This is a genomic window from Arthrobacter sp. 10N410, from assembly GCF_056394945.1.
This window is the reverse complement of the sequence record NZ_JBFTIP010000003.1, coordinates 701,029-713,960: the sequence shown is the minus strand read 5'-3', so window position 1 is coordinate 713,960 and position 12,932 is coordinate 701,029. Positions and strand designations below refer to the sequence as shown.

Below are 12,932 nucleotides of genomic sequence, written 5' to 3'. Positions count from 1 at the left end.
CGCAGGACCTCCTCGGAGGGTTCGGCGCCGTCCTGGTCGATCGCGTCCGTCCAGCGCCTCGCGACCCGGGCCAGGAAATCCGGGTCGTGCTCCACTGCGGTCCGGGTCAGGGCATGTTCCATCCGGGCGGCCGTCTCCGCATCGCACAGTGGCCGGACCCGGGCCAGGGCGAGGGTGATGATGGTCGCGGACCGGGACGGGACCGTACCGGCGGCCACGGCCGCGGCGAGCTCCTCGCGCAGGGGCGGGAGCGGCTGGCCGGTGATCCCGGTCCGCGGCAACACGTCCCCGGCCAGGGCCAGCCGGCGGTGGGCCTCGACGGCGGTGATCTGGAGCCGGTCCCGCAGGAACTCGCCGGTCTTGCGGTAACCGTCATCGAGGACCGGGGCGCTCTCGGCGGCGGCCTCCATGCGGCTCCGGTCCACCGCCCCGGCGCCCACGAGCTGCAGGTACTCCAAGGCCCGGGCAGCCTCCTCAACCCCGGCAGCGAACTCCACGGCCTCCCCGAACCCAAACAGCGCCGCATCCCCGGCCGCCGTCGTACACAGGCGCCGCACTCGCGCGAGTACGTCAGCGAGTTCCGGGCCGTAGCCGTCCGCATCGCCGCCCGGCCAGCCGGCCGGACGAGCAATGAGAGCTGCACTGATTCCCATGAACTTAGTTCATCAGAGACCTCAGACATTATTAGGAGCAGCCGGTGCCGCCCAGCTGCGCGCTCCAACTACTCCTATCCGCCGCCGCTATTCGCGCAGGTCAAGAGTGAAACCCGGATAGTCCGGATAGTCGCCCGCACGATCGGCCGGGAACCCCAGCGCTTCGTAGAAGCCCACGGCAGAGGGGCTCGCCTGCCAGTCGAGAATCATCGGCTGCGGCCGTAATCTGGCCCAATCGAAGACGAAGTCCATCAACGCCTTCCCCGCGCCGAGCCGACGTGCCTCCGGATCGACGTAGAGGTCATGGACCCGGCCCGTAGTGAAGGTGGTGCGCAAACCCGGCCCGAAGTCCTGGGCCAGTCCGTAGCCGAGGAGCCGGCTGCCCGACTGGGCCACAGCAACGCACCAGGCCCCGTCTGAGAGTACGTTCGCGTAACGGCTGTCGAAGTCCTGCTGCGGCACATCCCGGGCGGCGGGTGTGAAAGCGATCGACAACCGCCGAACTTCGCCTGCATCTTCCTCCGCGCCCGGACGGACGGATAGTTCCTCAAACGTCATTCGCCGAGCCTTCCCCTAAAATTACAGCGGACTTCCGACCTACATACTGCCACTGGCCGTCGCAGGCTGGCCTGTGCCGGGACCTATGGCAGGTTCCAACCGGCCCCAGCTTCCAACAGACTTGAGCGAGGACGGTAGGAGGTTCAACCATGAGGGTTCTCGTTGCCTACGCAAGTGCACTGGGGTCCACCAGGGAAATCGCCCAACACGTAGCCGACCGCATGGCTGTTGCGCTGGGCGAGGTCGAGTGCCGGTCCGTGGAGGAAGTTAAGTCTGTCTCCGGCTACGACGCATTCGTCGTCGGCAGCGCCATCCACAATCAGGCGTGGCTGGATCCGGCTTTGGTGTTCTTCACACACAATGCGCACGAGCTGGCCAAACGACCTGTCTGGGTCTTCAGCGTGGGGATGTCCGACGCCTTGCCGAGACTTTTTCGAAAGCGCGGTGCGGCACTACAACAGCAGCGCCTGGAACAATCCCAGTTCCAGGACGTTGAGCTTCGCGGCCACAAAGTCTTCTCGGGTGTCTACGAGGCGGCCCAGATGCCAGGGCCGCTCCGGGTCCTGTTCCGGCTCACCGGCGGCCACTTCGGAGACTTGCGGGATTGGACTTCCATCGACGACTGGACTGATGACATTACAGCCCAACTCACTGGATCTTCTGAGGGGGCGGGCGTCCAGGGTCTCCCTCCGGACCCGCCAACCGGCGCCTGAACGACGTTCCGGCGGACACCGATCTCATCGAACAGGCCAACGACCACCGCGAGCTCTCGTCCTCCTAGCACCACGACGACGCCGGGCGCCTATGCGCCCGGGGCGCCGGCCGCCGTCCCCCTCACCGAAGGGGCGGGCACCGAACCGCCAACCGGCGCTCACCCCATCCCCTAGATTGGTTGGATGGTGAACGAAGAGGTCCTTGCCGGTGGTAATTCCAGCATCGTGGTGCGCGTGGGGGACACCGTCCGCCGAAACTCCGGGCCCTGGACGCCGGCCGTTCACGCCTTGCTCGATGCGCTCCGCGCCAGTGGAATCACGCGCGTTCCGTCAGCAGCCGGCCTCGACGAACAAGGCCGCGAAATTCTGTCCTTCCTGCCGGGGGACGTGGTGCAGTATCCGCTTCCGGAGTGGATTTGGCATCCCTCGATCCTGCGGGACGCGGCCGGCCTGCTCCGGCAGATCCACGATTCCAGCGTCGGTTTGGCGCACGAGACGCTCAGTTGGCAATTGCCAAACCACGAACCGGTCGAGGTGGTGTGCCACAACGACTTTGCCCCGTACAACATGGTGTTCCAAGACCAGCGGTTCGCCGGAATCTTTGATTTTGACGCGGCGTCGCCCGGGCCGAGGATCTGGGATTTCGCCTATCTGGCCTACCAGTTGGTGCCGTTCATTGAGGGCGGTGGCGTCGCTGCGCCGGAGGGGCCGGAGAGAATGGGCCGCCTGGACGAACTGATTGCAGCCTACGGCTTACCGTTCCCGCGCCGGGACGTGCTGAGAACACTCGGCGCCAGGCTTGTTGAACTCGCCGACTATTCCGAGGGCCGGGCGGCCGCCACGGGACGGCCGGAACTCAACGACCACGCCGCAATGTACCGCCGCGACAGCATTCGCATGGTGCAGCTGGCGAAGGACGCATGACGGCACGATCAGCCCGCTGTGGGCGACGTCACCCCGCGCCCCGGGAAGCAGCCGGCCCGGGCATCGGTTGAAGCGAGGGACAGCAAGAGTGCCCCGGACGGGGTGGAAGCCCAGCGAAAGGTACGCGATGACTATCGCCCATGAAGAAGCAGTAATCGACGCCGCAGCAGTGGACGCCATCTTTGCCCAGGCGCGCACGGCCAACTCCTTCACCGGTGAAGTCACGGACGAGCAGGCCCGCGCCATCTACGAGCTGACGAAGTTTGGTCCCACCGCGTTCAACTCGCAGCCCCTTCGTGTCACCTATGTCCGTTCGGACGAGGCCCGCGCCACGCTGGTGGACGCCCTGTCCGCCGGCAACCGGGCCAAGACGGCTTCCGCACCGCTGGTCGCGGTCCTCAGTGTCGACACCGCGTGGCACGAGCAGTGGGACAACTTCCTCCCCGGCTACAACGCCCCCAAGGCAATGTACGACGCCGCCCCGGACCTCGCCGCGGCCACCGGCAACAACAATGCCCACCTGCAGGCCGGCTACTTCATACTCGCCGTCCGGTCGCTAGGACTCGCTGCCGGGCCGATGACCGGTGCCGACTTCAGCAAGATCGACACCGCCTTCTTCCCGGACGGTAGCCAGAAGAGCTTCATGGTGGTCAACATCGGCCACGCCGCCGAGGACGCCTGGGGCGCCCCGAAGCCGAAGTTCGCCTACGAAGACGTGGTCCGCACGGTCTAAGCGACCGAGGCAGCGGCCGAGGCAACCACAGGCAGGGGCGGGCGTCGGCGACCAGTGGCAGACTGGGCCCATGCGGAATCTGATTGTGGTCGCCTTCCTGGAACCCGTTACCGAGGGGATGGAATTTCCGCGCGACGCCTGGCCGCTGCACATCACACTGGTGAAGTTCGACGTCGTCGAGCAACTGCCAGCCGACGACGGCGGGGCTGACGCCGTCCTCTCCGGCGACACCCTGGCCACCCAGGTGGCCGGGCTAATGGACGCTCCGGCCAGGGCCGCGCTGGGCAGCACCGTGACCGTGGGCGGGGAAGCGGGCTTTGGCCGCGGCGGCTCCGTCCAGGTCAGCCTGATCGAACCCAGCGCCCCGCTCCAGACCCTCCACGAAGCCCTCGTGGCAGCGGTCGAGGCTCTTCATGGCCGGGTCGCAACCCCCGGCTACACGATGGCTGCCTTCCGTCCGCACGTTTCCCACCGGGGTGAAAAAGCCCCCCGCGCGGGCGAGCAAATGGCGCTGGACCGGATCGCCTTGGTGGACATGGCTCCCGACGGCGGCCATGCCACGCGGCGGGTGCTCAGGCTCTGGGAGGCCACATTGTGAATGAACCTCTTCATTTATGGTCCGAGGTGCAATACTGAGGTCAAATTGAGAGTTTGACTCCGAATAATACTTGGGTCACTAGGTGCGTGCTGGGGGAACCACAGGATGATGCTTGACACCTCTACCCTGCGTGTTGCCTTGGCTGTAGTAACCCTGACCCTGCTGTGCCTGTTCTACTTCATCACTTTCAGGCGGACCCGTTCCCCGTTCAGCGGCTGGTGGTGTTCGGCGCTGTTGCTCTTCCTGACCGGATCCGCGTCCTATCTGTGGGACGGCACGGTCCACCAAGTGTGGGCAAACCCGCTGGGAAATACCTTGCTGGTCGGCGGCGCCGGAGCCATGTGGGCAGGGGCCCGGTCGCTGCGGACGAGCATTCCGAGGTTGTGGTCCTTGACGGCGGGGCCTTTTGTGACGGGCGTCGTTTCGGTGTTTGACCACCCGGCCACGAACGACTGGTCCGGCGGCCCGGTCATGCTGGGCATGATGGCGCTGATGCTGGGGCTATCGTGCCGCGAACTCTTCCTGCTCGACGTCGACTACTCCAGGGTGCACCGCCCCCTCGCCTACGGCTCAGCGCTCCTGGCCCTCTTCTATCTTGGACGCCTGACCGTTTTTGTCATTGACGGCCCCCATGGGCCGGTGTTCGTCACCTACTTCGGCTCCGTGGTGACGACCCTTCTCACCACGATGATCCTTGTGCTCGCATCCTTCACCATGGCCGAGTTGAGCAACGAACAACTGACCCGTGACCTTCGGGCGCGGGCCACGGTTGACGGGCTCACCGGGCTATTGAACCGCACCGCCTTTGTGGATCTGGCAGAGAACGAACTGCGCCGCCTGGGCAACGCCCGCACCACGGCCTCGCTGGTTCTGGCAGACCTGGACCACTTCAAGGCTGTCAACGACCAGTACGGCCATGCGGCCGGGGACGTCGCGTTGCAAACCTTCGCCGCAGCGTGCACGGCCTCGGTCCGTTCAACCGACCTCGTGGGACGCTATGGCGGCGAAGAGTTCGTCCTGCTGCTCCCGGGCGTCAGCCCGGAACGTGCCGGCGAGATGGCGGCCACGATCAGCCGCCGGTTGCAGGAGGCACAGCCGAACGTTGAGGCGCGGCTTCCTACCGTGAGCTATGGGATTGCCTCGACGGGCCCCGGCCGGGTGGATCTGCAGGCCCTGATCGCGTCGGCCGATGCCGCTCTTTACCGCGCCAAAACGCTCGGCCGGGACCGGTCGGTACTGGCCGCCAGCCTCCGCGAGGAGCAGACGGCCTGAGCCTCGGTCCACGGCTGCGGCTAGGAAATAACCCCGTCCACCAGGGCCTTGGCTTCGGCCTGCACCTGCTTCAGGTGCTCCGCGCCCTTGAACGACTCGGCGTAGATCTTGTAGACGTCCTCGGTGCCCGACGGCCGGGCCGCGAACCAGGCGTTCTCGGTGACCACTTTCAATCCGCCGATGGCAGCGCCGTTGCCGGGCGCCTCGGTCAGTTTGGCGGTGATGGTTTCGCCGGCCAGTTCCGTCGCGGTGACGTCCGACGGCGACAGCTTGCCCAGGGCGGCCTTCTGCTCGCGCGTTGCGGCGGCGTCGATCCGGGCGTAGACGGGGTCGCCGAACTTGTCGGTCAGGCCCTTGTACAGCTGCGACGGCGACTTGCCCGTCACCGCCGTGATCTCGGACGCCAGCAGCGCCAGCAGGATGCCGTCCTTGTCCGTGGTCCAGACGCTGCCGTCCATTTTGTTGAACGACGCGCCGGCGGATTCCTCCCCGCCGAAGGCACCCTCGCCGGACAGCAGCCCGGGGACGAACCACTTAAAGCCCACCGGCACCTCGACGAGCTTCCGGCCGAGGCTTTCGGCCACCCGGTCGATGATCGAGGAGGACACCAGGGTCTTGCCGATAACGGACTGCGGGTTCCACCCGTTGCGGTGCCGGTACAGGTAGTCGATCGCGACGGCGAGGTAGTGGTTCGGGTTCATCAGCCCGCCGTCCGGCGTGACAATGCCGTGCCGGTCGGCGTCGGCGTCGTTGCCGGTGGCGATGTCGAAGGGTGCGGACCCGTCCGCACCAACAGCCATGCGGTTGATCAGGGAGGCCATCGCCGACGGCGAGGAGCAGTCCATCCGGATCTTTTCATCCCAGTCCAGCGTCATGAAGGCCCACTGCGGGTCCACCGTCGGGTTCACCACGGTGAGGTTCAGGTGGTGGCGTTCGCCGATTTCGCCCCAGTAGTCCACGGACGCACCGCCCATGGGGTCGGCGCCGATCCGGACGCCCGCCTCGCGGATCGCGTTCAGGTCCAGCACCGAGGGCAGGTCATCGACGTAGCTGGACAGGAAGTCGAACTTGCCGGTGGTGCCGGCAGCCATGGCGTCCGCGATCGGAACCCGCTTGACCCCGCGCAGTCCGTTCTCCAGCAGTTCGTTGGCGCGGTTGGCGATCCAGCCTGTGGCGTCGGTGTCCGCCGGGCCGCCGTGCGGCGGGTTGTACTTGAAGCCGCCGTCGCCGGGCGGGTTGTGGCTCGGCGTCACCACGATGCCGTCGGCCTGCGGCGCGCCTGCGGCGGAGTTGTTGTTGTGGGTCAGGATGGCGTGGCTCAACGCCGGGGTGGGCGTGTAGCCGTGGCGGGCGTCGATCAGCACGTGCACGCCGTTCGCGGCAAGCACCTCAAGCGCGGAGTTCTGCGCCGGCTCGCTCAGGGCATGGGTGTCCTTGGCGAGATACAGGGGGCCGGTGATGCCCTGGCCCGCCCGGTATTCCACGATCGCCTGGGTGATCGCGAGGATATGCGGTTCGTTAAACGACGCCTTGAGGCTTGAGCCCCGGTGCCCGGAGGTGCCGAAGGCGACCCGCTGCCCGGGGTCGCCGAGATCCGGCGAAACGTCGTAGTACGCGTCCAGAAGCGCAGTGAGGTCAACAAGGTCTTGGGGTTGGGCAACTGTGCCCGCGCGGCTAGCCATGGCTCCAGCATGCCAGACGAGGGGGTGCCGCGACATGGTTTCGCCCGAATCGGACCGCTGTGACGCCGCGCGTCCGGCTGGGGGAAACGGCGCGGCGCTAATCTTGACGTACACACGTCAGAGGGGATTTCCATGACCGAGCAGCCCACGTCCGGGTATGACGAGGCGCACCGAGGCTACCAGCCGCCGCCGTATCGTCCGCCATACGGTGGCGACGGCCATGTTCCGCCGATGCCGACGGCAGCCCCGCACCTCGGCCAGCCGGCCGGCAGTTACGCCGCCTACGGCCAGCCGGCCGGGCCGTACGCGGACGCTTACGGCCAGCCGTATTACTACGGCGTGGCTCCCGCGCCTAGGGGCCTGAGTATCGCGAGCCTGTGCTGCGGCATCGCGTCGTTCCTCGGCTTCGGCTTCTTCCTGCTCCCGCAGTTGGCCGCCGTCGTCCTCGGCCACCTGGCGCTGCACCGCGAGCCGGGCGGCAAGGGCCTGGCTATCGCGGGACTGGTCCTTGGTTATGCCGCAATCGCCATCACCCTGCTGGTGGTTGTGATCCTGGGGGTCGCCTTCGCGAACGCGGACTTCATCACCCGGTAAGAGCGGCCACCAGCTGCTCAGCGTTGGCCTCCAGCCAGCCGCGACGGCGGAGGATCAGCCCGCCCACGCCGTCGTCCCACATCCGGGCCCAGCCGCCGCCGAGCGTGGCAGCGTTGTGTGCCATCCGTTCATAGCTCAGCGACGCGGCCTCGATGCCCAGCCCCGGCACCCGGCGTCGTTCGTCCTGGTCCCAGCCGTAGGCATCGGCGAAGATACGGAGCCGCCGGAACGGGTCCACTCCCTCCCAGCCGGGCCACACGTCCGCCGGGTCGCGGAGCGGCGTCCAGTGCATGGCAGTGTTGAAGGAATCCCTGAGCGCCGTGCTGGGTCCGGCGAGGTCGAAGTCCACCAGCCCGGCGGCCAGGCCGTCCCGGACCACCACATTCTGCGGCGTGACGTCCAGGTGGCACACGAGCTCCGCGGGGTCCTGCCTGACGGCGACCGGTGGGATGTAGCGGGGCGGAAACGGGTGGGTGGCCGGCATGAAACCGGCAGAGGCGGTGTGCAGCCGGCGCAGCAAACGGGCCACCGAGGCCAGCAGCTCCTCGGACTGGACCCAGGCCTCGGGCACCGGCCCGGCGCACTGTCCCGGCAGGAAGGTCAGCACGTCCCTGCCCTCCTCGTCCCGGCCCAGGAACCGCGGCGAGCCGTCGAATCCGGCATCTTCGAGCCAGTCGAGGTAGCCTGCGACGGCGAGGCTCTGCGGCTGGTGCGGTCGGCGGATTGTCCCGCCGACCCGCACCACGCCTTCAGTGACATCGCCCACCGGCATGAGTTCGACGTCGGACGCCTCGCCGGGGGCGGGGACGTAGACGCGCGCCTCAACCGGCGGGCGATATCGGATGCTCATTTAGCTCAGCGTACGCCGCCCATGAGCTTCTTGATGGCCGGCGAGGCCGCAGCCAGGCCGACGGCCAGAAGCATCGCCGTGCCGCCGACGCCGATGAAGTACGGCAGTTCGTCGTCGGGGTTGTAGAGCCCCGAGAGCATGCCGGCCAGCGTGGTGCCCAGCGAGACCGAGAGGAAGAACAAGGCAACCATCTGCGTGTGGAAGGCCTTGGGCGCCAGCTTGGTCGTCACGGACAGGCCGATGGGGGAGAGGAACAGTTCCGCCAGCGTGAACAGCAGCAGGATCCCCACCAACGCCAGCAGCGGCGTCTTGCCGTCGCCGGCCAGCGGGATGAACGCCAGGAAGGCCAGGCCCATCACGAAGAGGCCGATCGAGAACTTCAGGGCCGATCCGGGCTGCTTGCGTCCCAGGCGGGTCCACAGGGCAGCCATAACACCGGCGAAGATGATGATGAACACCGGGTTGATGGACTGGACCCAGGCGGCCGGCATTTCCCAGCCGAACAGGTTCCGGTCCAGCTTCTCCTCCGAGTACACGGCGATGAAGGTGAACTGCTGCTGGAAGAGCGCCCAGAACGCGGCGGAGGCGATGTACAGCGGGATGAACGCCGCGACCCGGCTTCGCTCGGTGGCGTTGACCTTCTTGCTGCTGAAGATCAGGACGAAGTAGAGCACCGACGCGCCGATGGCCGCGTACGCCATGGACATGGCGAGGTTGTCAGCGTTGACGACGCCGGTCGCCAGCAGCACGGCGATGATCGCGGCGATCACGGCGAAGAGCAGTCCGTACTTGGTGCGTTCGGCTGCGGGCAGCGCGTTGGGCACCCGGTGGGCCTCTTCGGGCAGCTTGTTGCGGCCCAGGGCGTAGATGGCCAGTCCGACGGCCATGCCGACGGCGGCGGCACCGAAGCCCCAGTGGAAGCCCTGGCTTTCCTGGAGCCAGCCGGTGACCAGCGGGCCGATCAGGGCGCCGGCGTTGATGCCCATGTAGAAGATGGAGAAGCCGGCGTCGCGGCGTTCGTCCTTCTCGCGGTACAGGCTTCCGACCAGGGCGGTGGCGTTGGCCTTCAAGCCGCCGGATCCCACGCCCACCAGCACGAGGCCGGCGATCAGGCCCGGAATCCCGGGGATAAGGGCCAGGGCGATGTGGCCGGCCATGATCATGACCGCGGAACCGAAGAGCACACGCTCGGAGCCGAAAAGCCGGTCCGCGAGCCAGGCGCCCAGGATGGTCGAGAGGTATACGCCGCCACCGTAGGCGCCCACCAGGCTGGCGGCGAGGGCCTTGTTGATTTCGAGGCCGCCTTCAGCGGCCGTGAAGTACATGTAGTAGAGGAGGATCCCCTGCATTCCGTAGAAGGAGAAGCGCTCCCACATTTCTACGGAGAAGAGGCTGGCCAGCATTTTCGGGTGGCCAAAAAACGAGGTATCGCCCGGCGTTGTAGCGGGGGGATTGGCTAAATGAGTTGTGCTCATTTACTTAATGCTGACACCGCGGCGCGCGATTGTCACATCCGCGGCGCTCCGGGGCAAGTCAATTCGAGGGTGTTTCGCGGACCCGCTTTGCCGGGAGCGTCGGCCGAAGGGGACCCCGCGGCCAGGCTAGCCGGCGTCGAACATGATGACCTGGCGGACGGCCTTGCCGTCGGCGAGCTGGTCCATGGCCTGGTTGATGTCCGCCAGCGCGATCCGGGAGGAAATGAGCTCCTCGACCGGCAGCTTCCCGTCCCGCCACAGCTGCGCGTACTTGGGAATGTCCCGGGCCGGCACGGCCGAGCCGAGGTAGCTGCCAATGATTGTGCGGGCCTCCGCAGTGATGGTCAGCGGGGAGAGTTGCGCGCGGGCGTCGGGAGAGGGCAGCCCGGCCGTGATCGTGGTGCCGCCGACGTCGGTGGCCGCGAAAGCGGTCTCGAACGCCCGCGCGCTGCCGGCGCATTCGACGACGAATTTGGCTTTGATGCCTTGTTCGGCCAGTTGCTGCGGGGTGTACGTTTCGTGCGCGCCGAGGCGGCGGGCGTGCTCCAGTTTCTCGTCCAGGGTGTCGACGGCGACGATCCGGGAGAGGCCCTGGGAGACCGCAGTGATCAGCGCGGCCATGCCGACGCCGCCAAGTCCCACGATCATGATGCTGTCCTCGGGCCGGGGTTTGGCGGCGTTCAGCACTGCGCCGCCTCCGGTTAGCACCGCGCAGCCCAGGACGGCGGCGATGTCCGCCGGGATGTCGTCGCCGACCGGCACCGCGGAGGCCCGGTCCACGACGGCGTGGCTGGCGAAACCGGAAACGCCGAGGTGGTGGAAGATCGGTTCTCCGGAGCGGCTCAAATGCATGGACCCGTGCAGCAGGGTGCCCTCGTTGTTGCTCTTGGAACCGGCGGTGCAGGGCAGCCGGCCGTCCGCTGCGCAGTTGGCGCACTGCTCGCAGCGCGGCAGGAAGGACATGACCACCCGCTGGCCGGGCTGCAGGTCGGTGACGTCGGCGCCGACCTCGACGACGCGGCCGGCCGCTTCGTGGCCGAGCAGCATCGGCACCGGGCGCACCCGGTTGCCGTCGACGACGCTGAGGTCCGAGTGGCAGATGCCGGCCGCCTCGAGCCGGACGAGGATTTCCGTCGGTCCGGGGGCGGAGAGCTCCAGCTCCGCGATACTGATCGGTTTGGACTCCGCGAAGGGCCGGGGGCGGCCGATTTCCTCCAGTACTGCACCGGTGATCTTCATCGATCCCTCTCGTGTCGTTAACCGCGTTGGCACCAGTAAACCCCACGCGGCCGCGGCCGGGGTAATCCCCGCGGGGGCAGCTTAAAGGCCGAGTTGCCCGGCCACCTGCAGCAGCAGCGCCTCGGATCCCATCGGGCCGACCAGTTGGATTCCCATCGGCAGGCCGGCGCCGGGCGGCCCGCCGGTCCAGTGCACCGGAATGCTGATTGCGGGAAGCCCGCAGACGTTGACCAGCGAGGACCACGGGGCAAACTCGCACTGCTTGCGGTAGTCGTCGTCCGCGTCGGCGGGCCACTCGGCGGGCCAGTAGCCGTCGCCGTGCGCGGCGCCGGTGAACCAGCCCACCGGCCGGGGCGTTTGAGCCAATGTCGGGCTCAGCACCAGGTCCCAGGCCGAGAACTGGGCAACAGTGTCCCGCTGGAACTGGCGCAGGAACCCGAGGGCCTCGTTCAGCTTCGCCGCGCTGCGCTGCTGGGCGCGCCGCCGGAAGGTGCGGGTCAGCGGGGTCAGGAGGGCCTCGCGCTGCGGCGCGATGCGGGCGCTCCCGACGCCGGCGGTCCACGCCGTCGTAAACGCGCCGGGGTAGCGGTTGTCATAGCGGATGGCGGCCTCGCCGGTCTCGTGCCCGGCCGCCTCCAGCAGCCTGATGCCGGTCTGGAGTGCATCGAGGGCTTCGCGGTCCGGGGTGTAAGGGAAGACGGCCTGCCATGGACTGTCCAGGCTGACGCCGATCCGCAGCGGGGGTGGCTCCTGGCCGGCCAGTTGCAGGTAGCTGCGCCGGCGGCCGGCTGGTTCTCCGGCCCGTTCTCCGGGTGATTGGCGGGTTGGTGGCGGCGGGACCAGCGCGTCGAGCATCAGGGCGGCGTCCGCCGCGGAACGGGCCAGCGGACCGGCGACCACCAGCCCGGCGGGGTCGCCGGTGCTTTCCCCGGCCGGGACCAGCCCGCGGCCCGGTTTCAGTCCCACCAGGCCGCAGGCGGCGGCGGGGATGCGGATGGACCCGCCGCCGTCGGATCCCGGGGCGAAGGGAAGCAGGCCGGCGGCCACGGCGGCCGCGCTGCCGCCGGAGGAACCGCCGGAGCTGCGGCTCAGCGCGTACGGGTTGCGTGAGGGCGGGGCGATCCGGTTCTCGCTGTAGGCTGTCAGCCCGAATTCCGGGACCTGCGTCTTGCCCAGCGAGATGACGCCGGCGCCCTTCAGTGTGGCGGCCAGGGCGCCGTCGTCGGCGGCGGGCTTGTGCTCCAGGGCGGCGCTGCCGTGCGTGGTGACCACGCCGGCGACGTCGGTCAGGTCCTTGAACGCGGTCGGCATGCCGTGCAGCAGCGGCAGGGCCGCCCTGCGTTCGTCGTCCGCCGCGCGTACATGCCGGCGGTCCGCCGCGTCGGCGTCCTGGAGGGCCTGCTCTGCGGTGACGGTGATGAATGCGCCAAGGTGCGGGTTGTCGGCCGCGATGCGGTCCAGGAAGTGCGCCGCGGCCTGGCGCGCGGAGAGCTCGCCGGAGCGCAGGGCGTCGCGGAGCGCGACGGCGGACAACTCGTGGATCTCAGCCAATGGTCTCCTTTGCGCTCTCCAGAAGCGTAACCTGCCACCTGTTTGGCCCCGGCCCCGATCGCTGGCGATACGCTGGAGGCAGACCTTGAT

At 68.1% G+C, this 12,932-nt stretch carries 13 protein-coding genes; 6 read left to right on the top strand and 7 right to left on the bottom strand.

Annotated elements, in window-relative coordinates:
• A partial coding sequence (locus AC1DB8_RS11055; protein WP_476893020.1) for a DUF222 domain-containing protein occupies positions 1-653 on the bottom strand: 653 nt, incomplete at its 3' end.
• 87 nt (positions 654-740) lie between these two features.
• A complete protein-coding gene (locus AC1DB8_RS11050; RefSeq protein ID WP_441418169.1) occupies positions 741-1,211 on the bottom strand; it encodes a GNAT family N-acetyltransferase in 471 nt (156 codons plus the stop codon).
• Between the two features lie 149 nt (positions 1,212-1,360).
• On the opposite strand from AC1DB8_RS11050, the gene AC1DB8_RS11045 reads away from it, so the two are divergent.
• From AC1DB8_RS11045 to AC1DB8_RS11025, 5 genes are all read left to right on the top strand, one after another.
• Entirely contained in the window at positions 1,361-1,924 is a 564-nt protein-coding gene (locus AC1DB8_RS11045) for a flavodoxin domain-containing protein (RefSeq protein ID WP_441418168.1), read from the top strand.
• A 183-nt stretch (positions 1,925-2,107) separates the two neighbouring features.
• Positions 2,108-2,848, top strand: a complete 741-nt coding sequence (locus tag AC1DB8_RS11040) for a phosphotransferase (RefSeq protein WP_441418167.1) — start codon at positions 2,108-2,110, stop codon at positions 2,846-2,848.
• A gap of 127 nt (positions 2,849-2,975) precedes the next feature.
• Entirely contained in the window at positions 2,976-3,581 is a 606-nt protein-coding gene (locus AC1DB8_RS11035; protein WP_441418166.1) for a malonic semialdehyde reductase, read from the top strand.
• A 70-nt stretch (positions 3,582-3,651) separates the two neighbouring features.
• Complete coding sequence (locus AC1DB8_RS11030) at positions 3,652-4,179, top strand: 2'-5' RNA ligase family protein (RefSeq protein ID WP_441418165.1); 528 nt, start codon at positions 3,652-3,654, stop codon at positions 4,177-4,179.
• A 138-nt stretch (positions 4,180-4,317) separates the two neighbouring features.
• Complete coding sequence (locus tag AC1DB8_RS11025) at positions 4,318-5,451, top strand: GGDEF domain-containing protein (protein ID WP_476893019.1); 1,134 nt, start codon at positions 4,318-4,320, stop codon at positions 5,449-5,451.
• Between the two features lie 20 nt (positions 5,452-5,471).
• On the opposite strand, the gene pgm is transcribed toward AC1DB8_RS11025, so the two are convergent.
• On the bottom strand, positions 5,472-7,133 hold the full coding sequence (gene pgm / locus AC1DB8_RS11020; RefSeq protein ID WP_441418163.1) for a phosphoglucomutase (alpha-D-glucose-1,6-bisphosphate-dependent): 1,662 nt from the start codon (positions 7,131-7,133) through the stop codon (positions 5,472-5,474).
• 132 nt (positions 7,134-7,265) lie between these two features.
• Between pgm and AC1DB8_RS11015 the strand changes: the two genes are divergently transcribed.
• Entirely contained in the window at positions 7,266-7,727 is a 462-nt protein-coding gene (locus tag AC1DB8_RS11015) for a DUF4190 domain-containing protein (protein ID WP_441418162.1), read from the top strand.
• Here the strand turns inward: AC1DB8_RS11015 and AC1DB8_RS11010 are convergent.
• From AC1DB8_RS11010 to AC1DB8_RS10995, 4 genes are all read right to left on the bottom strand, one after another.
• Positions 7,717-8,577, bottom strand: coding sequence for a phosphotransferase (locus tag AC1DB8_RS11010; protein ID WP_441418161.1), 861 nt, complete (start codon positions 8,575-8,577; stop codon positions 7,717-7,719). The genes AC1DB8_RS11015 and AC1DB8_RS11010 overlap by 11 nt on opposite strands.
• Before the next feature lie 5 nt (positions 8,578-8,582).
• On the bottom strand, positions 8,583-10,052 hold the full coding sequence (locus AC1DB8_RS11005) for a peptide MFS transporter (RefSeq protein ID WP_441418160.1): 1,470 nt from the start codon (positions 10,050-10,052) through the stop codon (positions 8,583-8,585).
• Positions 10,053-10,178: 126 nt separating this feature from the next.
• Positions 10,179-11,291, bottom strand: coding sequence for an alcohol dehydrogenase catalytic domain-containing protein (locus tag AC1DB8_RS11000; RefSeq protein WP_441418159.1), 1,113 nt, complete (start codon positions 11,289-11,291; stop codon positions 10,179-10,181).
• Between the two features lie 81 nt (positions 11,292-11,372).
• A complete protein-coding gene (locus AC1DB8_RS10995) occupies positions 11,373-12,842 on the bottom strand; it encodes an amidase (protein ID WP_441418158.1) in 1,470 nt (489 codons plus the stop codon).
• Positions 12,843-12,932: the final 90 nt, after the last annotated feature.